Raw genomic sequence first — 24,390 nt, forward strand, 5'->3', positions numbered from 1 at the left:
TCAGGCGACGGGAGCGGGCTCCGGCTCGGGATCGGGCGTCGGCTCCGCGGCCGGGGCGTCGGCCGGCTGGCCACCGTCCCCACGCTTCACGGCAGCGAGGAGCATCTGCGCGACGTCGACGACCTCGACCTCCTCGCCCCTCCCCTCGGACTGCGCGGCGGTGAGGCCGTCGGACATCATCACGCGGCAGAACGGGCAGCCGATGGCGATCCGCTCGGCGCCGGTGGCGATGGCCTCCTCGGTACGGTTGGTGTTGATCCGCGTCCCGAGCTTCTCCTCCATCCACATGCGGGCACCACCGGCGCCGCAGCAGAACGACTTCTCCTTGGTGCGCTCCATCTCCTTGAGCTCGACGCCGGGCAGGGCGCCGATCAGCTCGCGCGGCGGGGCGTAGACGCCGTTGTGCCGGCCGAGGTAGCAGGGGTCGTGGTAGGTCACGGTCTCCGCGGTGGAGGCGACGTCCTTGTTCGTCGACTTGGGCGAGGCGCCGGGTGCCCCGGCCGGACGGGCGACGGGGACGAGCTTCTTCTCGCGGACGAGGCGGTTGAGCAGCTGGGTGTGGTGGACGACCTCGTACTTGCCGCCGAGCTGCGGGTACTCGTTCTTGATGGTGTTGAAGCAGTGGGCGCAGGTGACGACGATCTTGGTGGCGCCGACCTCGTTGAGCGTCTCGACGTTCTGCTGGGCCAGCATCTGGAAGAGGAACTCGTTGCCGGCGCGGCGGGCGGAGTCACCGGTGCAGGACTCGCCGTCGCCGAGGATCGCGAACGACACCCCGGCCTGGTCGAGCAGCTCGGCGACCGCACGGGTCGTCTTCTTGGCACGGTCCTCGTAGGCACCGGCGCAGCCCACCCAGAACAGGTAGTCCACGTCGTCGGCGGAGTCGACGTCCTGGCCGAGGATCTTGACCTCGAACGGCAGGTCCTTGGCCCAGTCGAGGCGGGCGCGAGCCGCCATGCCCCACGGGTTGCCCTTGTTCTCGAGGTTCTTGAACAGGCCACCGAGCTCGTTGGGGAACGCCGACTCGATGAGGTTCTGGTAGCGCCGCATGTCGACGATCGCGTCGACGTGCTCGATGTCGACCGGGCACTGCTCGACGCAGGCGCCGCAGGTGGTGCAGGACCACAGCACGTCCTGGTCGATGACCGCGTCGGGGCCGTGCGGGTTGTAGGCGCCGAGCGGGTTGGTGATGTCGTACCCGGTGTCGCCGATGAGGGGGACCTCGGCCAGCGCGGCGGCGGACTCGCCCAGCGCCTCGCGGTCACCCTCGGCTGCGAGCAGCCACGGCGCCTTGGCGTGCGCGTGGTCGCGCAGCGTCATCACGAGCATCTTCGGCGACAGGGGCTTGTCGGTGTTCCACGCCGGGCACTGGGACTGGCAACGGCCGCACTCGGTGCAGGTCGTGAAGTCGAGCAGGCCCTTCCAGGTGAAGTCCTCGACCTTGCCGACCCCGAGCGCCGCGTCCTCGTCGAGCTCCTCGATGTTCTCGAAGTCGACCGGGGCCCCGCCCACCATCAGGGGCTGGAGCTCACCGAGGGAGGTGCGGCCGTCGGCGTGCCGCTTGAGGAAGATGTTGAAGAACGCGAGGAACCGGTGCCAGGCGACGCCCATGGTCGGCTGCAGCGAGATGGTGATCATCCACGCAAAGGAGATGAGGATCTTGATCGCGGCGATGACGACGATGAGGTTCTTCACCGTGTCGGTGGACAGGCCGGTGAAGGCGTTGCCGATCCAGCCGGTGAGCGGGAAGTGCAGCGCGGTGTCCTGGCCGGTGCCGAGCTGCCGGGCCAGGGTCCACTCCAGCGCGCGGAGCAGGCCGATGCAGATCGTGACGCCGAGGATGGTGAGCTCGACGTAGTAGGCCTGCCAGAACGTCGACCCGTAGAAGCGGCTGCGGCGCCCGCCCTCGCCGGCGGCGCTGCGCGGGTGGTTCTTCTGGCGGATCGCCATGAGCAGGACGATGCCGATGAACCCACCGAACGCGAAGACGTCGGTGACCCACTCGTAGAGGAAGAAGTGCCCGATCAGGGGGAGGGCGAACTCCGGGTCGGCCAGCTGGCCGAACGCGTTGACCAGGGTGAAGAACAGGACCCCGAAGCTGATCATCGTGAACCAGTGCGCCACCGCCACGACCGGCAGCCGCGACATCCGCGTGTGCCCGAGGAACTCGCGCAGCAGCGTGACCGTGCGTGCCCCCTTGTCATCGGTGCGCCCGGGTGCGGGCTGGCCGAGTCGGAACACGCTGAGGAAGTGACGGACCACGCGGGCGAACAGGGCGATGGCCACGAGAGTGACCACGCCGCAGACCACGAGCGCGACGACCTGGAGGGCAGACATGGCGGTCATGCTACCCGTGGGTAAGCGTCCGCTTACCTCGATGTGACCCGGCTCAACCGCGTGGCGCGGCTGACGACCTCCCGGCAGCCGCGAGCGGTACGGCGTCGTGCCCCCGGAGCGCCCCCGCGAGGCGCTCGCGGGCCCGCTGGATCCGCTTGCGGGTCGCGGCCGCGCCGGCCCCCACCACCGCAGCCACCTGCTCGCTGGTCAGGCCCTCCCAGTAGGTGAGGAGCAGGACCTCGCGGTCGTCCTCGCCGAGGTCGGCCAGCGCGGACCGGACCTCGTCCACGCGGTCGTCCCCGCCCGCCCCCTCCGAGGGCAGGGACGCCGCGAGCTCGTGGCGCAGCCGGTCCGTGGCTGCGAGCCGCCGCCCGGTCGAGCGCCGGTGGTTGGCCAGGGTGCGCCGCGCGATGGCGAGCATCCACGCCAACGCCTCGCCCTGCACCTCGGGGGCGTGGTGGACCTTGCGCCAGGTCGTGGTGAGGACCTCCTGGTAGACGTCGGCGGCGTCCTCGCGAGGTGTCGTCCGACGGGCGAGGTAGGCGAGGACGCGCGGACCGCAGGTGGTCGCCAGCTCCTCGAACCGCCGCTCGGCCGGCGTCATCGCTCGCACCCCACGAACTTGGGGTCCTTGCTGATGCGCAGGAAACCGTCCGGGTCCCAGGTCCCGACGGTGCCCTCCTGGGGGCTGAGCCGTCGAGCCTCCGAGTCGAGGCCGACCATCGCCGCACGTGCCGTCGACGCCGCCGACCGGTCGTGGTCCTCGCCGGCCCACACCAGCGAGCAGCCCCAGTCGCCGCTGGCCATCGTGAGCAGCTGCGTTCGCAGCATCGTCTCCTGCACCAGGCCCTGGTTGGTGCCGGTGCAGCCGCCCTCCTGGGCGTAGCTGCGGGCGGTGACCTCGGCGTACTCCTGCCACGAGTGCCCGGGTGCCGCCTGGATCGTGGAAGGTGCCAGCGTCGCGACGTAGTCGGCAAAGTCCTTGGCGCAGATGTTGATCCGCTCCGAGCCGTCCTCGAACTCCCCGTTGAGGGCGGGGTTGCCGTAGGTCCCGGTCTGGGCGAGGAAGTGCTGGGCGGCGAAGGCGCCGGTCGGCACGAGGACGATCGCCGCCGCGGTGAACGCCGTGGCGACCTTGTGGCGGCGTCGGAGCCCGCGGACCCGGCCCTGCAGCCCACGGTCGGCGGCCACGACCTCGCGGGCGACCGTCAGGGACAGCGAGGCAGCCGGTGCGTGGTCGGGTGCCGGTGGTGCGCTCGCCGTGAGCAGCGCGCCCAGCTCGTCGTGGTCGTTCATCGGTCCGTCCCCCTCGTCCTCGACACCCCGGTGGTGCCCTCGTGCCTTCACAGGGGGAGATGTCCGCGCACCGCAGGAGTGTGACACCCGGACGCCCGTTGCACCCGACATAACGATCTGTTGGAATATCCATAACGGGTTCTTCGCTGACACGGAGGACTGGCACCACACACTGCCCACGACCGCGCTCGAGGTGAGCCCGCGGCATACCGAAAGTAGAGGCGCATGCCGATCCACGACGACGTGACCCAGCTCATCGGCAACACCCCGCTGGTGCGCATCAACCGCATCATCACCAGCGACGCGACGGTGGCTGCCAAGCTCGAGTTCTACAACCCGGCGTCCTCGGTGAAGGACCGCATCGGCGTCGCCATCGTCGACGCCGCGGAGGCGAGCGGTGAGCTCACGCCCGGCGGCACGATCGTCGAGGCCACCTCGGGCAACACCGGTATCGCGCTCGCGATGGTCGGTGCCGCGCGCGGCTACAAGGTCGTGCTCACCATGCCCGAGACCATGTCGAAGGAGCGCCGCGCGCTGCTGCGCGCCTACGGCGCCGAGCTCGTCCTCACCGAGGGAGCCCTCGGCATGAAGGGCGCGGTCGCGAAGTCCGAGGAGATCGCCGCCGAGCGGGGCGGCATCCTCGCCCGCCAGTTCGCCAACGAGGCCAACCCCGAGATCCACCGCAAGACCACGGCGGAGGAGATCTGGAAGGACACCGACGGCGAGGTCGACATCGTCGTCGCCGGCATCGGCACGGGCGGCACCATCACCGGCGTCGGCCAGGTGCTCAAGTCGCGCAAGCCCGGGGTGAAGATGATCGCCGTCGAGCCCGAGGAGTCCCCGATCCTCAACGGCGGCCAGCCCGGACCCCACAAGATCCAGGGCCTCGGCGCCAACTTCGTGCCCGAGATCCTCGACCGCGACATCTACGACGAGGTCATCGACATCAACGCCGAGACCTCGGTGGAGTGGGCGCGCCGTGCAGCCAAGGAGGAGGGCCTGCTCGTCGGCATCTCCTCCGGCGCAGCGCTTGCCGCCGCAGACCAGGTCGCCCGCCGCCCCGAGAACGCCGGCAAGACGATCGTCGTGATCATCCCGTCGTTCGGTGAGCGCTACCTGTCCACCATCCTGTTCTCCGACCTCCTCGACTGACTGGCGGCGCTGTACCCGTGACCTTGGCCCTGTATGCGCGTCGCGCGCGAAGCCGTGTCGTCGACGACCTCGACGCGGCCATCGCGCGCGACCCCGCGGCTGCCTCGCGCCTCGACCTCGCGCTCAACTCGCCGGGGCTGCACGCCATCTGGGTGTACCGGCTGGCGCACCGCCTCTGGCTGCGCGGTGGCGCGGCGAAGCTGGTGGCGCGGGTGCTGATGACGGCGGCCCGGTCGCTCACGGGCGTGGAGATCCACCCCGGCGCCACCATCGGCCGGCGCTTCTTCATCGACCACGGCATGGGTGTGGTCATCGGCGAGACGGCCGAGGTGGGCGACGACGTGATGCTCTACCACGGGGTCACCCTGGGCGGTCGTTCGCTGGCGAAGGTCAAGCGACACCCCACCCTGGGCAACCGGGTGACCGTCGGAGCCGGGGCCCGCATCCTCGGGGCGGTGCACATCGGCGACGACGTGCAGGTGGGCGCCAACTCGGTGGTCGTCAAGGACGTGCCCGCCGGTGCCGTGGCGACGGGGATCCCCGCGGCGATCCGGTTCCCGGAGGGTCGCGAGGACCCCTACGAGGCGATGTTCAAGGACCCCGCCCTCTGGATCTGAGCCTCACCCACGGCGCGCGCCCGGTCAGCGTGACGCGGCTCCCTGCGGTGCCGAGTGCAGGTCAGGAGGGTGCTGCGGTACGGGGTGCGGCCCAGTCGGCGCCGTAGAGGTTGAAGGCGCGCGCGCCCGGGTGGGCGGCCACCGTCGCAGCCAGGGCCTCGGCCGAGCCGTGGCCGGTCGCGAGCAGCCGGTGGTAGTCGACCATGGCAGCCGCAGCCACTTCGTCGGGCACCGGGGCGACGGCGGCGACCACGCTGCGTACGCCCAGGGCGAGCAGGGCCGACGTGAGCCCCAGCGGCTCGTCGCCCGGCCGCAGGTCTGCCTGGCCGACGTCGCACGCCGACAGCACCACGTGGCTCGACGTGACCGGCCGCGGGAGCTCGTGGGCGAAGAGCGGGCCGTCGGCGAGGAGCAACGAGGAGAAGTAGGGGTTCTGCCGTTCGTGGGTGCCGTGGGCCGCGACGTGCACCACGGTGTCCCGGCGCAGCGCCCGCCGCAGGGCCGGACCGTCGGCGGTGCCCGAGGCGCTCACGGACGCGCCCCACACCGATGCGACGGAGTCCGCCTCCAGGCGGGCTCGCCGCAGGTCGGGGCCGGCGAGGGCCGACACCGACAGTGGCGTGTGGGCCGGCGTCCCGGGCACGGACGTGGGAGCCGCCCAGCGCGTCATCGACGTGGCGACGGTGACCGGGCGCCCGGCCAGGGTGGGCAGGGCAGCCCAGGGCACGCTCGCGAGCGACCGGCTCGGGCACACCACGATGCCCCCCGGCTCGTCGCCGAGTTCGGTGGCGCCTAGGAGCACCCGGTCGAGCTGGGCCAGGGAGCTGTCGACGGCACGGCCCACGGCGCGGGCCATGACCGGGTCGGCCGCGGCGTAGGCCCCGGCCCGGAGGTCGCGCGTGAGGCGCTCGGCCAGCGCCTCGACCTCGGCGAGGCCGTCCAGGCGCTGCACCGTCGTCCCGGACGGACCGGTGTGCAGCAGGTACTGGTCGTGTCCGTGGTCGAAGAGCACCAGGGCCTGCTCCTGCCGGCGCTCGAGCGCTGCCCGGGCCCCGGTCAGCGTGGTCGCGCCGTCCACGCCCGACCCGTCGCCGTGCTCGGCGGTGGACCAGTCCTGCTGGGACACCTGCCACTCCAGGCGGGCCACCCGTGCCTGCAGCCGGTCGAGCTCGCCGGACCTGCCGCCGTCGTGGTCCGTGACGTCGGCGCCACCGCCGCCGCGCTCGGCAGCATCGGCCAGCTGGCGCCTGGCCAGGCGCAGCTCGGCCACCAGCTCGGCGCCGGCCGGGTCGTCGGTGCCGGCCAGCGGTGGCAGCCGGTGCGAGACCGCCCGCCACCGCTCCACGCTGTCGAACACCCGCCTGGCCGAACCGCTGCGCAGGGCGTCGTCGAGGTCCCACTCGGCGAGGCGCCGACCGTGGACAGCCAGCGCCGACCGCACCTCGAGGCTCTGGCTCGGTGCCTGACGCTGCGTGAGCCGCCGCAGGGCCGTGTGCACCTCGCGGCGGGCGCGTCGTGAGTCGCCCTGTGCCGCAGCGACCTTGGCCAGCAGGAGGCGGTCGTGCATGTCACCCGCGAGCCCTTGGCGCGCACGTCCACCGAGGCGTTGTGCAGCCCGGCCCGCAGCCTCGACGTCGCCGGAGAGGAGCAGCGACTCGACGCGCAGCCGCGCAGCCAGCCGCTCGTCCGGGGTCACGGGCGAGGGACCGGTGCCCGACGGCAGGTACGGGGCGAGGACCTCGTCGAGGTCGCGGGGTACGCGCCCCTCGGCGACGTCGACCGAGGCGCGCAGCAGGGCCGTGCTCTGCTGGCGGCCGACGGCCCCCCGCGACCGGAACACCCGGATGGCCGCCCCCAGCTCGCGCCGGGCGCGGGCGGTGTCGCGGTCGAGCACCGCGACAGCGGCGAGGTCGAGCCTGATGTCGGCCTGCTCCAGCCGCAGTCCCTCGGCCCGCGCCCGGCCCAGGGCGTCGACGAGGGTGTCACGGGCCTGGTCGAGGAGGCCTGCCTCCAGCAGCACGGCCGCGAGGTCCTGCTTGGCCCGCGCCCGCGCCACGGGCGCGTCGACCTCGTCGGCGGCGCGCATGAGGGCGATGGCCTGCGGCAGGTGGCCGGCGTAGAACTCCAGGCAGCCCAGGTTGTGCCGTGCCTTGAACTCCTGCTCGGGCAGGTCGTGCTCGAGGCTGAGGGCCAGGGCGCGCTCGAGCTCGGTCCGGGCCGGCCCGAGCTGGAGCAGCGACAGGTGCGAGAGGCCGCCGTTGAGCAGGGCGGCCACCTGCTCGCGCTCGGTGAGCAGGTCGAAGGCGGGTCCGACCCGGTCGAGTGCCGCCACGGCTTCACGCCACTCCGCGCAGTACACGTGGAGCATGGCCTGCTGCACGTGGGTGAGCGCGACGAGCCGCGGCGCGTCGGTCAGGCTGCGGGCCTCGTCGAGCAACGCGAGGGCCCTGCCCCGGTCCCGCAGGGCCAAGGTGGTCCATGCGAGGGTGATGAGCACGCGTGCCCTGGCCACCGACTGCTCCTCGTCCGGGAGCCGGGTACTGCGCCTGAGCGCCTGCCGCAGCGCGCGCTCGGCATCGCGGAACCGCCCGATGGAGTTGAGGTGGCGGGCCCGCGAGAGCAGCTCCCCGACCTGTGGGTCCGCGACCTCGATGGCGTCCCCTAGATCTCGATGGCCGGGGTGATGACCGGGCGGCTGTCCGGCAGGTCGAGCCGGCGCAGCACCAGGTGCACGAGCCCACGTTCGACCGTCGTGAACCTGAACCTGCCGTCGGCGTCGGTCTCGGTGGTCTGCGTGCGGGAGCGCTCGCGCAGCTCCACCGCGGTGGGGCCGTCGGCGCTGACCCACCCGCTGATGCGGGCCCGGCCACCGTCGACCGGCTCGATGGTGATCATCGCGCTGAGGTGGGCGCTGGAGAACGTGATGGTCTGCGCGCGGTCGTAGGTCGTCGTCCGTACCCCGGCCGTCTCGGCGCCGGCCCGGGTGATCTGGGCGACCTCGGCCTCCAGGGCGGCCACCGTCATGGCGAACTTCGAGCGCTCCGCCAGTCCCGACGGCACGGGGTCGCTGGCCGCGACGATCGACCGCAGGGTGGCCAGGGCGCGCGCGTCCTCAGCGTCCAGGGGCTCCTCGGCCAGGCGGTCGAGGTCGAGGTCCTCGTTCACGACGCCACGTCCCATCCGGGATCGGCCTTGAGCGCCACGCGGAGCTTGGCCAGGCACCGGCCACGGGTGGGGCCGATGCTGCCGACCGGCATGCCCAGTGCCTCCGCCACGTGCGCGTAGTCCGGCCGCTCGGCGAGGGCCACGACGCGCAGCAGCTGCTGGCACCGGGTCGACAGCGTGGCGAAGTGCCTCCACAGCACCACCTGCTCCTGGCCCCGGACGAGCACCTGCTCGGGCTCGCCGGCCACGTCCTGCGTGGTGTCGAGGTCCTCGCCGAGCTCCTCGCGGACGTCCTCGCGCCGGGACTTCCTGGCCGTGGCCCACGCCTCGCGCCGGGTGGTGGTGATGAGCCACTTGAGCACGGCCTGGGGGTCGTGGATGGACGGCGCGTGCTGGACCAGCAGCAGCCAGGTCGTCTGGACGACGTCCTCCGCCTGAGCGGGGTCGAGGCCCTGGCTCCGGGCGGTGTGCCAGAGGAGGGTCGTGGTGGTGTCGACCAGGTCCGACATGGCCTGGGCGTCACCCTCGCGGTAGGCGGAGAACGCGCGTGCCGCGCGTTCGGCCAGGCTCCCGGTGGTGCCGTCGGTGTGCATCAGTGGTCCCCCTTCACGGCGGCGGCAACGGCTCGACCTGCGAGCTTCACGCGGGCCGCCGCGTCCGCGTCCGGTGTGGCATGGGTGACGAGCCAGGCCGCGACGTCGCCGGCGAGGGCGGGGGCCGCGAACGACGTGCCGCTCCACTGGCCGAAGCCGCCGGAGTAGTCGTCGAGGTCGATCGAGCCGCGCGTCGGGTTCTTCGAGCCGGGCAGGTTGAGCACGCTGCGGATGCTGCCGTCGAACGTGGTCGGCATGGTGCTGACGACCGCGGTGCCGCAGCGGTAGCCCTTCACCCAGGTGCCGGTGTTGGAGTAGACCGACACGGTCCGGCCGCCCTTGTTGCGGCCCCCGGGGTTGTGCGCGCCGACGCTCACCAGGGGCACGGCGAACCCGCTGCCCACGGCGAACGCCGCCGGGAAGAACTCGACGTCGCTGGCTCCGTTGCCGGCGGCCGCGACCACGGCGACGCCGGTGGAGGCGAGCGCCTTCAGGGCCGTGACGAGGGCGCCCTCGTCGTCGAAGGTGCCGACGGTCTCGTGGTAGTAGCCGAGCGACAGCGACAGCACGTCGACCAGCGGTCCCCAGCGCTCCGGGTCGCGCAGGGCGAGGAGCTGGCGGGCGTAGAGCAGCTGCAGTGCGTCGACGACCACCGCCTCGTCGGCCACCCCGTCGCCGTACATCACGGGCACCGCCATGAGGGTCGCCTCGGGGCAGTGCTGGCGCACGATGCCCGCGATGAAGGTCCCGTGGCCGGCGAGCCGGTCGAGGACGCCGTTGACACGGTCGATGGTGACACCGGTGTTCTCGGGGTCGTCCTCGGCCGTGAAGACGAGGCCGACCGGCTCGCCGCCCACCTCCACGTCACGGATGACCCCGCGCTCGAACCACTCGTGCCTGCCGATCCCGGTGTCCAGCAGGGCGACCACCGGGCCCTTCGGCATCGTCTCCGGGCAGGGGTTCGGTGCGGCCAAGGTGACGGGGGAGCGGCCGGAGGGGCCGCCCCCGGGCAGGCCCGCGAGGCCCACACCCTCTCCGTACCCGACGCCCTCGCCGTAGCCGACGCCTTCCCCGTAACCCACGCCCTCGCCGTACCCGACCCCTTCGCCGTACCCGACGCCCTCGCCGTACCCGGTGCCGACCATGACGTGGCAGAGCTCGACGGAGCGGGCGGCGCCGGGGTCGGCAGCGCGCAGGTCCTGCAGGATCTTCCAGGCGTCCGGGGGCTCGACGGCGACACCGGTGAGCGGGGCGATGACCACGCTCGTGGTGCCCACCCGGTCGAGCTCCTCGGTGAGCTCGAGGCGGGCGAACAGGTCGCCGAGGCCGGTCTCGCGCCGCTCCTCGACGCTGTAGCGGTCCTTCAGCAGCTCGCGCAGGGCGGCGATCGGCCCGCCGGCGCGTCCCTGGACGAGGCCGCGGACCAGCAGGCAGTCACCCACGTATGCCGTGGGGCTGGGTGCCGGCTGGTCGCCGAGCCGCTTGCTCGTGGCGGGGTCGAGGGCGCGTACCCCGAGCCGGCGGACGGCACTGCCCGGCACCCCCACCCGGGGGATGCGTCGACCCGGTCCTCGGCTCGAGGTGGGGGCCGTCGTCTGTGCCATGAGCTCTCCCCTGTGGGCGGAAGCCGACGCGGACGCAACCGGTGCGCCGCTGGTCAGCGTAGTGAGACCACCACGTCGCTGACAGGAGAACCGGAGGTTCCCGCTGATACAAGTCAGACGGACCCGGTTGCGCCTGCTGGACCCTCGGGACGAGAAGTTCGGGCGCCGGTGTATCAGGCGGGGGACGGGCCGCTCCTTCATGGTGTCCGGTTCGGTCAAGGGGAACGGGTCGGACGCCACGAAAGGACCCTCATGTCACCCAGGTCTGGTGAGTGCCGATGGCGGCGGACACGGGTGGCCGAGGTCAGCTGGCCCGGGGGGAGCCAGCGAGTGGTCCGGTCGCGACAGGGGTTTCGCGGTCGGGCAGCCCTGCGGGGCGCGTCGTCGGGAGGCGTCGGTGCGGGGCGGTGCTGGTCGGGGGTCGCCAGCAGCCGTCCGGCCCGGCCTTCCGGGCGACGTCCCTAGGCGGCGTCCTCCGTAGGGGCGTGGCCGCGTACGGGGGTGCGCGCGAAGGAGCCCGCGGTGCTGCACACACATCCGGTGTGCGGCGCCGCGGGCTCCTCGTCGTGCCCGGCCTGGCGAGAACACGGCCAGGGCCGACTCATGCTCGACTCGTGGTCGGTTCAAGGTCGGCTCAGGGGAGCTTGGAGCCCCCGGGACCGAAGCCGGTGGTGTCGGCGTGCAGCTTGCCGTCGCTGCCGCGGTGGATCGTGTCGGGGAGGTCCTCGCCGGTGACGCGGTCCTTGGCGCTCGCTCCAGCGCTCAGCGCGGTGGAACCGGCGCTCTTCGCGACGTCGCCCAGCTTGGCGGCCACGACCGGGGCCTGCTCCTTGACGACGTCCTTGACGGTGTCGACGCGGGACTGGACCGGGTCGCTGGTCCACAGCTGGTTGGCCCGCCCACGGATCTGCTCGTAGCGCTTCTGCCCGGCCTTGGCGCCGAGGACGTAACCGGCGGCGACGCCGGCGATGAAGGTCAACTTGCCCATGGTGAATCCTTTGTTCGGGGTGGCTTCGACCCTAACAAAACCGCTGCTCAGGGGCTTGTCGAGCGGTCGCCGGTGGTGAACCGCCGGCGCAGGGAGAGGGGCAGGACGACCCACGCCCCCAGGAACACGATGACGCCGCAGGCGGCCACGACGGCCCCGAGGAGGTCGCTGAAGACGAGGGCGAACGTGAACGCCATGACGCTGACGACCGCGCCCGCGAGGACGACGAGCCCCGCGATGGCGAGGTGGTGGGCCATCAGGACCAGGGTCTCCTTGCGCCGCTGCCGGAACAGCCACCGGTGCATCGCGACCGGGGTGATGAGGAGGCAGGTGGCCATGATGCTGGCGCTGATGGCGGCCACGTAGGCCGCCCGCTCGAACGTGGTGATCCCGTGGAACGCGGGCTGGATCGGCAGGGTGAGCAGGAAGCCGGTGAGGATCTGGACGCCGGTCTGGGACACCCGGAACTCCTGGAGCAGCTCGTCCCAGTTGCGGTCCAGGCGCTGCGCCTCGGTCTCGCCCTCACGTTGGTAGGCGTCCACGACGTGACGATAGCGTGGCCCCCGGCTGGCCGGCTTCGATGTCGGCGGGTCATGGAGGGCTCGCATAGTGGCCTAGTGCGGCGGTCTTGAAAACCGCTATGGCGGCAACGTCATCGTGGGTTCGAATCCCACGCCCTCCGCGCGAAGGGTTCGTACGGGCCGAGGAACGAGGTCCGGGCGGTTCCTGCGCATCGAGCACGCGGGATTCGGGAGGAGCCGGAGCGCAGCGGAGGCGACGGCTCCCACGCCCTCCGCCGGGGGCTCCGGTGGGCCAGCCAGCGAGACGCCGGGCCCAAACCGGTGCGCTGGCTACGCCCATTGCGGGATCCTCGGTGTCGAACGGTGTGGTTACCCTCGACTGGGGCCACTTGACGTCCGCTCTAGGGCGGCGGGCCGGAGGCCGGGCAACCCTGCAGCCCGGCCTTCGCGCCTGCCCGGACCCGTTCGAGGCTGGCTCTGCGGGAAGGCTGAGCCGGTGGCCTCAGCGGGCGCGACCGCTCCAGCCCGTCGTCTGCGCGGCGTCGGCGAGCGCGTCGACGAGGGGCTCGAGGTCGCCGGTGGCCAGCCCGACGGTGACGCGGACGTGACCACCGTCGGCGGCGGGCGCGCCCAGGCGGAACGGTGCGCCGGGCGCCACGCCGATCCCCTGGCTGGCGAGACGGACCACGGCGGCGGTCTCGTCGTGCACCGGCACCCAGATGTTGATGCCCTCGCTGCCGCCGACCTCGACCCCGCGGGCGCGGAGGCCGCTGACGACGGACGCCCGCCGCGCGGCATACGTGGTGGCGGCCGTGCGCACCTGCGCAGTGGCGGCGTCGTCGGTGAGGAGGGAGAGGAGCACCTGTTGCAAGAGCCTGCTGGACCAGCCCTGCGCGAGCTGGCGCCGGGCGGACACCGCGCCGAGGACCGGGGCCGGCGCGCTCAGGGCGGCCAGCCGCAGGTCTGGGCCGTGCGACTTGGAGAACGACCGGATGTGGACGGTGCGGTCGGGTATCCAGCGTCCGAGGCTCGCGAGCGCCGCCGACGACAGGCCGGCCGCGGAGTCGTCCTCGACGACGAGGGCGTCCGTCCCCGACAGGAGCTCGGCCAGTGCGCGGGCCCGCCGTCGGGTGGTGGTCACGCCGGTGGGGTTCTGCGCCCGTGGCTGGAGGAAGACGGCCGCCACCGGTTCGGCCAGCGCGGCGCGCAGGCCCTCGACCGACAGGCCCTCCTCGTCCACGGCGACCCCCACCAGCTGCGCCCCCATCGACTCGAGCAGGTCGACCAGCGGTGGGAACGCGGGGTCCTCGACCACGACCCGGTCGCCGAACCGCAGCTGGGTGCGCACCACCAGGTCCATCGCGTCCATGGCCCCGTCGACGACCGTGACCTCAGCGACCTCGAACGGCCAGTCGCCTCGCAGCGCCTCTCCCAGCGCGGGCAGGACCGGGTCGTCGAGGTAGCTGCCGGTGCGCGGGGCCGAGGTCAGGCCCGCCAGCGCCGCGCCGAGGTCGGGGAGCAGGGCCGGGTCCGGGACGCCGGTGGACAGGTCGAGCTCGAACGTCGAGGGCCGTTCGAGCGCCTTGCGGTACCGGGTGGTGCCCCCACCGCGGGCGTCGAGGACGGTGGTGCCCCGCCGTCCGTTGGTCGCCACGGTGCCCGACCGCGCGAGCAGCGCCCAGGCCGCGCTCACCGTCGTGGGCGAGAGGGCCAGCTGCGCGGCCACGGTGCGGATCGGGGGGAGCCGGTCGCCGGCGACGAGGTGGCCGTCGCGGATGGCGGCCGAGACGGCATGGGCCAGCCCCTTGGCCGTCGGAGTGTCCAGCCGCTCCTCGAGCGCGGTCAGTGTCGCGCCGTCGGGCCCTGAGGTCATGTTTGCACCATAACAAAAAGTCTATTGTGCCAGCAATGGTTGGGTCGTACTGTGTGGAGCATGACGACGCGCATCTCGCACTGGATCGACGGCAAGGCCGCCCCCGGCACCTCAGGTCGCACGGCGCCGGTCTTCAACCCTGCCACCGGGGCGGTCAGCGGCGAGGTCGACCTCGCCTCGGTCGAGGAGCTCGGCGCCGCCGTCGCCAGCGCCACCGTCGCGGCTCGCGAGTGGCGACGGGCCTCCCTGTCTCGCCGCAGCGCCGTGCTCTTCGCCTTCCGCGAGCTGCTTCACCAGCGCACCCCCGAGCTCGCCGAGATCATCACCGCCGAGCACGGCAAGGTGCTGTCCGACGCCGCGGGTGAGATCGCGCGCGGCCTCGAGAACGTCGAGTTCGCCACCGGTGTCCCCAACCTGCTCAAGGGGGGCTTCAGCGAGCAGGCCGCGACCGGCGTCGACGTCTACAACATCCGCCAGCCGCTCGGTGTCGTGGCCGGTGTCACGCCCTTCAACTTCCCCGCGATGGTGCCGCTGTGGATGTGCGCCAACGCGATCGCCTGTGGCAACGCCTTCATCCTCAAGCCGTCGGAGAAGGACCCGTCCGCGGCGCTCTTCCTGGCCCAGCTGTGGAAGGAGGCCGGCCTGCCCGACGGCGTCTTCACGGTCGTGCACGGTGACAAGGTGGCCGTCGACGCCATCCTCGACCACCCCGGCATCGCCGCGGTGAGCTTCGTCGGCTCCACGCCGATCGCGCGGTACATCTACGAGCGCGGCACGGCCAACGGCAAGCGGGTCCAGGCCCTCGGCGGCGCCAAGAACCACGCCCTCGTACTCCCCGACGCCGACATCGACATGGCCGCGGACGCGGTCGTCTCCGCGGCCTACGGGTCGGCCGGCGAGCGCTGCATGGCCCTGTCGGTCGCGGTCGCCGTCGGGGACGTCGCGCAGCCGCTCGTGGACGCCATCGCCGCCCGCCTGCCCAAGCTCACCGTGGGGCCCGGCACCGACCCCGACACCGACATGGGCCCACTCATCACCGCCGAGCACCGCGACAAGGTGGCCAGCTACATCGGCGCCGGTCAGGAGGCCGGCGCGAGCGTGGTCGTCGACGGCCGTGAGGGCGACCTGCCTCCCGACGGCTTCTTCCTCGGCACCACGCTGCTCGACCACGTCACCCCGGAGATGACCGTCTACACCGACGAGATCTTCGGGCCCGTCCTGTCCGTGGTCCGCGTGGACACCTACGACGAGGGCCTCGAGCTCATCAACTCCAACCCGTATGCCAACGGCACCGCGATCTTCACCCGCGACGGGGGGGCCGCGCGCGAGTTCCAGTTCGACGTCGAGGTCGGCATGGTCGGCATCAACGTCCCGATCCCGGTCCCCGTCGCCTACTACTCCTTCGGCGGCTGGAAGGACTCGCTGTTCGGCGACACGCACATGTACGGGCCCGAGGGCGTCAGCTTCTACACGCGCGGCAAGGTCGTCACGCAGCGCTGGCCCGACCCCGCGACCTCGAGCGTCGACCTCGGCTTCCCGCAGACCCGCTGACGCCACACCGCTGACGACAGACCCGCTGACGACAGACCCGCTGGCACCGCAGAACCGTTGAGAGGCAACGCATGACCGACACCACCGTCCAGCCGGACGTGCTCGACGCCGTCACGGGCGCCACCGAGGAGCAGGTCCGTCGCGACGACCGGGGCCACGTGTTCCACTCGTGGTCGGCGCAGGGGCTGATCGACCCGCTGCCGATCGCCTCGGCGCAGGGGTCGTACTTCACCGACTACGCGGGCAGGCGCTACCTCGACTTCTCCAGCCAGCTGGTCAACGTCAACATCGGCTACCAGCACCCCAGGCTGGTCGCCGCGATCCAGGAGCAGGCTGCTCGCCTCACGACGATCAGCCCGGCCTTCGCCAACGACGCCCGCTCCGAGGCGGCACGCCTCATCGCCGAGCTCGCCCCCGGCGACCTCAACCGGGTGTTCTTCACCAACGGCGGGGCAGAGGCCAACGAGAACGCGCTGCGGATGGCGCGCCTGCACACGGGCCGCCACAAGGTGCTGGCCGCCTACCGCAGCTACCACGGTGCCACCGCGGGTTCCATTGCCCTGACCGGCGACCCGCGCCGGTGGCCCTCCGAGCCGGGTATGCCGGGCGTGGTGCGCTACTGGGGCCCGTACCTGTACCGCTCCGCCTTCCACGCCACCACCGAGGAGGAGGAGTGCGAGCGCGCGCTGCAGCACCTGCGCGACACCCTCATGGTCGAGGGCGCGCACACCGTGGCCGCGATCATCCTCGAGTCGGTCGTCGGCACCAACGGCATCCTCGTGCCCCCGCCCGGCTACCTCGCAGGGGTCCGCCGGATCTGCGACGAGCACGGCATCGCCATGATCGCCGACGAGGTGATGGCCGGGTTCGCGCGCTGCGGTGAGTGGTTCGCCGTCGACCACTGGGGCGTCGCGCCCGACCTCATCACCTTCGCCAAGGGCGTCAACAGCGGCTACGTCCCCCTGGGTGGCGTCATCATCTCCGAGCGCATCGCCCGGTCCTTCGACACCAGGCCCTTCCCGGGCGGCCTCACCTACTCCGGTCACCCGCTCGCCTGCGCCTCCGCCGTCGCCTCCATCAACATCTTCAAGGAGGAGCGCATCGTCGAGCACGCCCGCGACCTGGGGACCGACGTGATCGGCCCCGGACTGCGAGAGCTCGCCGAGCGGCACCCCAGCGTGGGCGAGGTCCGCGGGCTCGGGACGTTCTGGGCCCTGGAGCTGGTCCGTGACCGTGAGACCCGGGAGCCGCTGGTGCCGTTCAACTCCGGTGGCGCCGACGCCAAGCCGATGAACGACTTCGCCGCGGCCTGCAAGGAGCGCGGGCTCTGGCCGTTCACCCACTTCAACCGGACCCACGTCGTGCCGCCGTGCACGACGACGCCCGACGAGGTGCGTGAGGGCCTGGCCATCCTCGACGAGGCGCTCGAGGTGGCCGACCGCCACTGCACCGGCAGCTGACGTCGTGGCCCTTCTGGGCGGACCGGCTGCGGGTGCGCTCGCGGCCGCCGCGCCGTCGGTGTTCTGGCTCGACCGTGCCGACCGCCCTGCGCCCCGCCCCCGCCTGGACGACGGTGGGCAGGACGGGCGGGCCGACGTCACCGCCGACCTGGTCGTGGTCGGCGGCGGCTACACGGGCCTGTGGACCGCACTGCTCGCCAAGGAGGCCGACCCGGCGCGCGACGTCCTGCTCCTCGAGGCCGGACGGATCGGCTGGGCCGCATCCGGGCGCAACGGCGGCTTCTGCTCCGCGAGCCTGACCCACGGCGAGGCCAACGGGCGCGAGCGGTGGCCGGCGGAGTACGAGCAGCTGCACCGCCTCGGGCTCGCGAACCTCGACGCGATCGAGAGCACGGTGCAGCGCCACGGCATCGAGTGCGACTTCCGCCGGACCGGCGAGCTCACGGTCGCCACCGCGCCCCACCAGGTGGAGTGGCTGCGCGAGGAGGCCGGCTCTGGAGGCGCGATCCGGTTCCTCGACCGCGACGCCGTTCGCGCAGAGCTGGACTCGCCCACCTACCTCGCGGGCGTCCACAGCCCTGACGAGACCGCCATGGTCGACCCGGCCCGGCTCGCGTGGGGCCTCGCCGCCGCAGCCGAGTCGCTCGGCGTGCGGATCGTGGAGGGCACCAAGGTGACGGGCCTCCAGCGCGACGGTGCGGGGATGAGGCTGCGTACCGAGCAGGGTCCGGATGTGCGCGCGGCGCGAGTCGCGTTGGGCACCAACGCGTTCCCGTCACTGGTGCGCCGTACGCGCCTGCACACCGTGCCCGTCTACGACTACGTCCTCATGACCGAGCCCCTCTCCGACCAGCAACTGGCGTCGATCGGCTGGCAGAGTCGCGCGGGTGTCGGCGACATGGCCAACCAGTTCCACTACTACAGGCTCACCGACGACAACCGGGTCCTGTGGGGCGGCTACGACGCGATCTACCACCTCGGGCGACGGGTGCGGCCGTCGCGCGACCAGCGGCCGCAGACGTTCGAGCGGCTCGCCGCCCACTTCTTCGAGACCTTCCCCCAGCTCGAGGGGCTGCGGTTCACCCACCGCTGGGGCGGCGCGATCGACACCTGCACCCGGTTCTGCGCCTTCTACGGCTCGGCGTTCGGCGGCCGGGTCGCCTACGCCCTCGGTTACACGGGTCTCGGGGTCGGGGCGTCCCGGTTCGGTGCAGCCGTCACCCTCGACCTGCTCGACGGTGCCGACACCGAGCGGACCCGCCTGCAGATGGTCCGCGAGAAGCCGTTGCCGTTCCCGCCGGAACCGTTGGCCTACGCCGGGATCCAGCTCACCCGGTGGTCACTGGCCCGCGCGGACGAGAACGCCGGACGGCGCAACGCCTGGCTGCGCACCCTTGACCGGCTGGGCCTGGGCTTCGACTCCTAGACGCGCGCGGACCCCACCTACAGGCGCGACAGGGCCCGGTCGACGAGCAACGGCACCGACGTCCCCACCCGGTCGTACCCCTCGCCCATCGACTTCCCGGCGAGGTACCGCGCGTGCACGCCCTCGAGGATCACGGCGAGCCGGAAGTCGGTGAACGCGCGGTAGTAGTCCAGGCCCGACACGTCGCGACCGGTCGCCGCGGCATACCGGTGCGCGAGCTCGTCGGTGGTCGGGAAGCCTTCGTGGGCGGTCAGGCCCGCGGCCACGGGGACGGCGCTGCCGTCCTCGCCGGGGCCGGAGTAGTAGGTGAGCCAGGTGGCCAGGTCGGCCAGCGGGTCGCCGAGGGTGCTCAGCTCCCAGTCGACCACGGCCGCGACGGTGGGCCGTCCGTGCTCCTCGGCGACGAGGGTGTTGTCGAGGCGGTAGTCGCCGTGCACCAGCGTGACCTCGCCACCCATCGGGCGCTGGGCGTCGAGGGCCCGGATGAGGTCGTCCATCGCCGGCAGGTCGCGGGTCCGGCTGGCCTCCCACTGGCCGCTCCACCGGCGGATCTGGCGCGCGAGGTAGCCGTCGGGCCGGCCGAAGTCGCGCAACCCGGTGGCGTCGAGGTCGACGGCGTGGATGGCGGCGAGCACCTCCACGAGGGAGTCGGAGAGCCGGTCTCGGTGTGCCTCAGTGAGCTCCGCCGTCTGCGACGGCTCGCGGTACACGGTGCCCTCGACGAGGGCCATGACGTAGAACGGTGCCCCGACCACGTCGGCATCCGTCGTGGCAGCGAGCACCTGCGGCACCGGCACGGCGGTCTGCCAGAGGGCCGACAGCACCCTCGACTCGCGACCCATGTCGTGGGCGCTCGGCAGGAGCCTGCCCAGCGGTGGCCGCCGGACGATGACCGTCGCGGTGGGGCTGCTCACCCGGTAGGTGATGTTGGACAGCCCTCCCGAGATCACCTCTGCCGTCCAGTCCGGCCCGAGCCCGGGCACGGCGTCGGCAGCCCACCGGGTGAAGGACTCGCGCGGCAGCCCGGGGGCCTCCTCGCGGTCCTGCCCCGGCTCCGGTACCCCGCCGAGCTGGCTCACGCGCGCGCGTCCCGGCTCGCGGCGCGGTCGGCGGCCCTGCGGGCCGCGCGCCGGGCGATCGACATCTTGTGCACCTCGGTGGCGCCGTCGTAGATGCGGAACGACCTGATGTCACGGTAGATCCGGCCGAGCACCAGCTCCTCGGACGTGCCCATGCCACCGGCCAGCTGGACCGAGCGGTCGACCACGCGGCAGGCGGCCTCGCTCGCGAACACCTTGGTGCGCGAGGACTGCTCGCTGCTGCGCTGGCCCTCGGCGATGGCCCACGAGGCGTGCCAGATCATCGACCGGGCTGCGTCGAGGTCGATCTCGTTCTCGGCGATGAGGGCCTGCGCCATACCCAGGTCCGAGAGCGTGCTGCCGAACAGCTCACGCCCGACGGCGCGTTCGACCGCGATGTCGTGGGCGCGGCGTGCCGCGCCGAGCCAGCGCATGCAGTGCGTTAGCCGGGCAGGGGCCAGGCGCACCTGCGCGCTCTGGAACCCCTTGCCCACCTCGCCGAGCACATGGTCGTCGGGCACGAAGCAGTCGCGCAGCGTGACACGGCAGTGGCCGCCGACCCCGGTCGCGTCGATGGTGTCGATGTGGTCGCCGACGACGAAACCCGGGTTGTCGGCGTCGACGAGGAACATGGTCGCGCCCTGCGGGACGTCGTCACCCTCGTTGAGGGCCATCACGATCGAGAACGCAGCGCCGTCGGCCCCGGTGATGAGCCACTTGTCGCCGTTGACGACCCAGCCACCGTCGGTGCGACGGGCGCGCGTCCGCAGGGCGGAGGGGTCCGACCCGGCGCCGGGCGGCGGCTCGGTCATCGAGAAGCAGGACCGCACCTCGCCGGCCACCAGGGGCTCGAGGTACTTCTCCTTCTGCATCGCCGACCCGGTCACGTGCAGCAGGTGGATGTTGCCCTCGTCAGGCGCCGCGCAGTTGAGGGCGAGCGGGCCGAGCAGCGAGTAGCCGGCCTCCTCGAGCAGCACCGCGGACTCGTCGAACCGGAAGCCGCCGCCCCCGAGCTCCTGGGGTGCCTGGGGCGCGAAGACGCCGGCCGCCTTGGCCTTCGCCTGCAGCTCCACCCGCAGGGCGTCGGTCATGCCCTCGGCGAAGACGCGCTGCTCGAGCGGCACGACCTCGGTCGCGACGAACTCCTCGACCCGGCGACGCTGCTGCTCGACGGCTGGGCTCATGCTGAAGTCAAAGGCCACGTCCCGACCCTACCCAGCGCGCCGCGCCATGGCCGGCGACCGGGGCGCAGGTGCCGGTGCGAGGATGGCGCCGTGTCGACCCCGGAGCCGCAGCCCGTGCACCTACCCAGCACGCCGCCGCTGGTCCTGCGCGGTCGAACGTTCGACTCCTCGGCCCCGGCGGTGATGGGCATCATCAACCGCACCCGCGACTCGTTCTTCGCCGGCAACCGGCACGTCGACCTCGACTCCGCGAAGCGCGCCCTCGACGACGCGGTCGCGGCCGGTGCCGACATCGTCGATGTGGGCGGTGTCCGCGCAGGCCAGGAGGGCGAGCACGTCTCTGCGCAGGAGGAGGTCGAACGGGTGGTGCCGTTCCTCGAGCACGCCCGCGCGGCCTACCCCGACCTCGTGCTGAGCCTCGACACCTGGCGCAGTGAGGTCGCCCTCGAGGCCGGCCGGCACGGCCTGGACCTCGTCAACGACACCTGGGCCGGGCATGACCCGGAGCTGGTGCACGTGGCCGCGCGCATCGGCGCGGGGGTGGTCTGCTCACACACCGGCGGGCTCCCCCCGAGGACCGACCCGGTGCACGTCTCCTACGGGCCGGACCCCCTCGACGTCGTCCGCGACGTCCTGCACACGCTCGCCGAGGGCGCCGCCGCAGCCGTCGAGGCCGGGATCCCGGCGCAGCGCGTGCTGGTCGACCCCACGCTCGACTTCGGCAAGACGACCGCACACTCCCTGGTCGTCCTGCGGCACACCGCCGACCTTGCCGAGCTGGGCTTCCCGATCCTGCAGGCGTTGTCCCGCAAGGACTTCGTGGGCGAGTCGCTCGGCGTCGAGGTCGACGACCGGCTCGAGGGGACCCTCGCCGCGACCGCCGTGGCGGCCTGGCTCGGGGCCACGGTCTTCCGCGCCCACGACGTGCGGGCCACGCGCCGCGTCGTCGACATGGTGGCCACGATCCGCGGCGACCGCCCCCCGGTCCGCGCGGTCCGCGGCGTCTGAGCCGCCGCCCTCGGCGCGAGCCGGACGAGCCGCCCGCCCACGCAGTTGCGCGGAACGGGAGGGGTGGGGAGAAGGGGGAAGAAAATGACTCCTGCGGGCCTCCACGATTCGCATCCTGCGTGCTAGCGTCTGTCGCGGTTGCAACAAGCAGTTCCTCGCAGAGGTCGATGAAGTGCCCGCCCTAGCACCACCAGAGCGGGCCTTTCTCATCTGAGGGCGGGCATGTCTCGTCGGTGGGGTTGTGCATGGCAGCCGGGGGCCTCGCAAAGTGCGGGGTTCCAATGGCTACGAAGGAAAGAGTTACCCCATGGCACAGGGAACCGTGAAGTGGTTCAACGCTGAGAAGGGCTTCGGCTTCATCGCCCAGGACGGCGGCGGCCCGGACGTGTTCGTCCACTACTCGGCCATCGAGTCCTCGGGCTACCGCTCGCTGGACGAGGCGCAGCGCGTGGAGTTCGAGGTCACCCAGGGCCCGAAGGGCCCCCAGGCTGACGCCGTTCGCCCGATCTGATCCGAGGACTGCTCAACCACAGTCTTCAACGAGGCCCCCACCGGATCCCGGTGGGGGCCTCGTGCTGTGTTGGCTCTGCTGGGACTACTTCATCGCCAGCGCCGCGAGGAAGTCCTTGACGACCGGCGCCGCGACGGTGCCGCCGCTCTTGCCCTTCTCCACCAGCGCCGCGAAGGCGACGTCGCCCTGGTAGCCGACGAACCACGCGTGCGTCTCAGGCGGGTTGGCGGAGCCGAACTCCGCCGTGCCGGTCTTGCCGCTGACCGGGCCGCCGGGGGCGTCGCGCAGGACGGTGCCGGTGCCGCCGGTCACGACCTGCCGCATGAGCGCCCGCAGCTCCTTCACCGCACCCGCGTCGAGCGGCCTGGGGGTGCGGTCCGCACCGGCCGGCGCCGGCTCGGTCACCAGCGCCGGCGGTATGGCGCTGCCGCGGGCCACCGACGCGGACATGGTCGCCAGCGCGAGCGGGGAGGTGAGGTTGCGCCCCTGGCCGATCATGGCCGAGGCCTTGTCGGTCTTGCCGTTGTTGGTGGGGACGCTCGCCGCGAAGGCGTTGCCGACGCCGACGCCCTTGGCCCAGCCGGTGAGGCCGAGCGCGTCGGCCGCCTTGCTGAGGTCGCTGTCGCCGAGGTCGGTCGAGAGCTTCACGAACGCGGTGTTGCAGGAGTGCGCGAAGTCGGTGGCGAAGTCGGGCTTGCCGAAGGACTCGCCCTCGTAGTTCTTGTAGGAACGGCCGTCGACCACGAACTTCTCGGGGCAGTCCACCGACGTCGTCGGCGTCACCTTGCCACCGGTCAGCAGGGCGTAGGTGCTGACGATCTTGAACGACGATCCCGGGGGGTACTGGCCGGTGAGGGCCCGGTCGAACCCGAGGGCCGGCGAGTTGGCGGAGGCCAGGACGTCGCCCGTCCTCACGTCGACGGCGACCAGGGCCGAGGGCACCGAGCCGGTGCGGGCGACCGCGGACTCCGCCGCCGTCTGCGCGTCGGGGGAGAGGGTCGTCTGCACGTCCTTGCCGTCGACCGCGTCCTTGCTGAACAGGGGGCTGTCGGGCTTGGCGCTCGAGGTCACCTGCACTCCCGGGGTCCCGGCGAGCTCGGCGTCGTAGCGTCCCTGCAGCCCGCTGACGCCGGCGTAGTCGCCCGCGACGTAGCGGCCCTTGCTGGCACTGACCTGCTCCGCGTTGACCGGGCCGTACGACCCGAGGAGGGGCTGGCCGAAGGTCCGGGTGCGAGCCAGTGGCTGTTCGCGCACCGGGTAGATGATGCCCTTGAGCCCGTCGAGTGCGGCCTTGCGCTGCTGGAAGTCGCTCTCGCGGTAGGTGATCACCGCGATGGGCGCCTTGCTGCCGCTCTTGGTGGCGGCCTCGAGCTTGGCGACGAGCGACCCGGCCGGCTCGTCGACGACCTTCTCGAGCTGGCGGACCGTCGCGGCGGTGGCGCGGCTCGGGTCGATCTGCACCGGGTAGACCTTGCCGACCGGCATGAGCGGCTGGCCGTCGCGGTCGAGCAGGTCGCCGCGCTGTCCCCAGGTCCGTGATGCCGAGAGCGTTGCCCCGGAGCCGAGTCCCGGCGCCCAGGCAGTGGCCGACGCCGGCAGGCTGACCGCCCACGCGTCACCCGACCCGGCCGGCTTCGCGGTGAGCGGGACGTCGTAGGACCACGGGACGCCGCCGGGCAGGGTCCACGTCACGGCGACCGTCGAGGTGGCGCGGTCGCCCTTGCGGTTCACGGTGCCGGGTTCGACCTTGACCGGCCCGCTGCCGAGACCCTGGGTGGCCTTCGTGAACGAGTCCTGCACCGCCTGGGCCGTGGTGCCGGCGAACCGGGCGCCGGACTTGGGGAAGGACCGCTGCGCCCAGCCCGCCGCGAAGGCGTCGACCGCGGCTGCTGCCTCCCGGTCCGAGGTCTTCGCAGCCTCCGAATGCTGCCACCACAGGCCCCCTCCGGCCGCCGCCGCCACGACGACGACCGCAGCCACCGACCCCACCAGTGCACGTCTGTCCATGACCCCATCCAACAGCAC

Annotated in this window: 20 protein-coding genes and 1 tRNA gene; 8 read left to right on the forward strand and 13 right to left on the reverse strand. The window is 72.5% G+C overall.

All coding sequences use genetic code 11. From position 1 onward, the window contains the following. From ASG70_RS06100 to ASG70_RS19490, 3 genes are read right to left on the reverse strand one after another with little or no spacing between them, the layout of a single operon-like run. The gene (locus ASG70_RS06100; protein ID WP_056883243.1) at window positions 1-2,337 is read right to left on the reverse strand and encodes a (Fe-S)-binding protein; all 2,337 of its coding nucleotides are present in this window, start codon (window positions 2,335-2,337) and stop codon (window positions 1-3) included. Between the two features lie 52 nt (window positions 2,338-2,389). Further along, the gene (locus ASG70_RS19485) at window positions 2,390-2,941 is read right to left on the reverse strand and encodes an RNA polymerase sigma factor (RefSeq protein WP_056882951.1); all 552 of its coding nucleotides are present in this window, start codon (window positions 2,939-2,941) and stop codon (window positions 2,390-2,392) included. Continuing rightward, window positions 2,938-3,633 (reverse strand): hypothetical protein, encoded by a 696-nt coding sequence (locus ASG70_RS19490; RefSeq protein WP_056882952.1) that lies wholly within the window; start codon window positions 3,631-3,633, stop codon window positions 2,938-2,940. Before ASG70_RS19490 ends, ASG70_RS19485 begins: the two co-directional genes overlap by 4 nt. A 225-nt stretch (window positions 3,634-3,858) precedes the next feature. On the opposite strand from ASG70_RS19490, the gene cysK reads away from it, so the two are divergent. After that, a complete protein-coding gene (cysK, locus tag ASG70_RS06115; RefSeq protein ID WP_056882953.1) occupies window positions 3,859-4,785 on the forward strand; it encodes a cysteine synthase A in 927 nt (308 codons plus the stop codon). A gap of 17 nt (window positions 4,786-4,802) precedes the next feature. Further along, entirely contained in the window at window positions 4,803-5,402 is a 600-nt protein-coding gene (gene cysE / locus ASG70_RS06120; protein WP_056882954.1) for a serine O-acetyltransferase, read from the forward strand. 61 nt (window positions 5,403-5,463) lie between these two features. Here cysE and ASG70_RS06125 read toward each other — a convergent pair whose 3' ends face one another. The 6 genes from ASG70_RS06125 to ASG70_RS06150 all read right to left on the reverse strand — a co-directional run bounded on the left by ASG70_RS06125 (window position 5,464) and on the right by ASG70_RS06150 (window position 12,294). Continuing rightward, window positions 5,464-7,914, reverse strand: coding sequence for a CHAT domain-containing protein (locus ASG70_RS06125; RefSeq protein WP_056882955.1), 2,451 nt, complete (start codon window positions 7,912-7,914; stop codon window positions 5,464-5,466). Between the two features lie 149 nt (window positions 7,915-8,063). After that, a complete protein-coding gene (locus ASG70_RS06130; RefSeq protein WP_056882956.1) occupies window positions 8,064-8,567 on the reverse strand; it encodes a hypothetical protein in 504 nt (167 codons plus the stop codon). Continuing rightward, complete coding sequence (locus ASG70_RS06135; protein WP_056882957.1) at window positions 8,564-9,160, reverse strand: RNA polymerase sigma factor; 597 nt, start codon at window positions 9,158-9,160, stop codon at window positions 8,564-8,566. Before ASG70_RS06135 ends, ASG70_RS06130 begins: the two co-directional genes overlap by 4 nt. Beyond that, on the reverse strand, window positions 9,160-10,764 hold the full coding sequence (locus ASG70_RS06140; protein ID WP_156399852.1) for a S8/S53 family peptidase: 1,605 nt from the start codon (window positions 10,762-10,764) through the stop codon (window positions 9,160-9,162). The genes ASG70_RS06135 and ASG70_RS06140 overlap by 1 nt, the downstream gene beginning before the upstream one ends. A 634-nt stretch (window positions 10,765-11,398) precedes the next feature. Continuing rightward, a complete protein-coding gene (locus tag ASG70_RS06145) occupies window positions 11,399-11,752 on the reverse strand; it encodes a hypothetical protein (protein WP_056882959.1) in 354 nt (117 codons plus the stop codon). Between the two features lie 47 nt (window positions 11,753-11,799). Then, window positions 11,800-12,294, reverse strand: coding sequence for a DUF6328 family protein (locus ASG70_RS06150; protein WP_056882960.1), 495 nt, complete (start codon window positions 12,292-12,294; stop codon window positions 11,800-11,802). 53 nt (window positions 12,295-12,347) lie between these two features. Here ASG70_RS06150 and ASG70_RS06155 point away from each other — a divergent pair. Next, window positions 12,348-12,434 (forward strand) — tRNA-Ser (locus ASG70_RS06155). Between the two features lie 341 nt (window positions 12,435-12,775). Here the strand turns inward: ASG70_RS06155 and ASG70_RS06160 are convergent. After that, window positions 12,776-14,146 (reverse strand): PLP-dependent aminotransferase family protein, encoded by a 1,371-nt coding sequence (locus tag ASG70_RS06160; RefSeq protein ID WP_056882961.1) that lies wholly within the window; start codon window positions 14,144-14,146, stop codon window positions 12,776-12,778. 60 nt (window positions 14,147-14,206) lie between these two features. Here ASG70_RS06160 and ASG70_RS06165 point away from each other — a divergent pair, with 60 nt between their 5' ends. From ASG70_RS06165 to ASG70_RS06175, 3 genes are all read left to right on the forward strand, one after another. Then, window positions 14,207-15,697 carry a CoA-acylating methylmalonate-semialdehyde dehydrogenase gene (locus tag ASG70_RS06165; RefSeq protein WP_056882962.1) on the forward strand — a complete coding sequence of 497 codons (1,491 nt, stop codon included), beginning with the start codon at window positions 14,207-14,209 and terminating at the stop codon, window positions 15,695-15,697. 71 nt (window positions 15,698-15,768) lie between these two features. Further along, window positions 15,769-17,157 (forward strand): aspartate aminotransferase family protein, encoded by a 1,389-nt coding sequence (locus tag ASG70_RS06170; RefSeq protein WP_056882963.1) that lies wholly within the window; start codon window positions 15,769-15,771, stop codon window positions 17,155-17,157. Window positions 17,158-17,161: 4 nt separating this feature from the next. Further along, complete coding sequence (locus ASG70_RS06175; protein ID WP_200949209.1) at window positions 17,162-18,583, forward strand: FAD-binding oxidoreductase; 1,422 nt, start codon at window positions 17,162-17,164, stop codon at window positions 18,581-18,583. A gap of 17 nt (window positions 18,584-18,600) precedes the next feature. On the opposite strand, the gene ASG70_RS06180 is transcribed toward ASG70_RS06175, so the two are convergent. Further along, a complete protein-coding gene (locus tag ASG70_RS06180; protein ID WP_082590185.1) occupies window positions 18,601-19,662 on the reverse strand; it encodes a phosphotransferase family protein in 1,062 nt (353 codons plus the stop codon). Beyond that, window positions 19,659-20,864, reverse strand: a complete 1,206-nt coding sequence (locus ASG70_RS06185) for an acyl-CoA dehydrogenase family protein (protein WP_082590187.1) — start codon at window positions 20,862-20,864, stop codon at window positions 19,659-19,661. Before ASG70_RS06185 ends, ASG70_RS06180 begins: the two co-directional genes overlap by 4 nt. 72 nt (window positions 20,865-20,936) lie before the next feature. Here ASG70_RS06185 and folP point away from each other — a divergent pair, with 72 nt between their 5' ends. Beyond that, window positions 20,937-21,854, forward strand: coding sequence for a dihydropteroate synthase (folP, locus tag ASG70_RS06190; RefSeq protein ID WP_056882964.1), 918 nt, complete (start codon window positions 20,937-20,939; stop codon window positions 21,852-21,854). Window positions 21,855-22,161: 307 nt separating this feature from the next. Continuing rightward, window positions 22,162-22,365 (forward strand): cold-shock protein, encoded by a 204-nt coding sequence (locus ASG70_RS06195; RefSeq protein ID WP_056882965.1) that lies wholly within the window; start codon window positions 22,162-22,164, stop codon window positions 22,363-22,365. A gap of 84 nt (window positions 22,366-22,449) precedes the next feature. Here ASG70_RS06195 and ASG70_RS06200 read toward each other — a convergent pair whose 3' ends face one another. Beyond that, window positions 22,450-24,372: a penicillin-binding transpeptidase domain-containing protein gene (locus ASG70_RS06200; protein WP_156399853.1), complete on the reverse strand. Its 1,923-nt coding sequence runs from the start codon at window positions 24,370-24,372 to the stop codon at window positions 22,450-22,452. Window positions 24,373-24,390 lie beyond the last annotated feature (18 nt).

The organism is Phycicoccus sp. Soil748 (assembly GCF_001428025.1).
GTDB lineage: Bacteria > Actinomycetota > Actinomycetes > Actinomycetales > Dermatophilaceae > Pedococcus.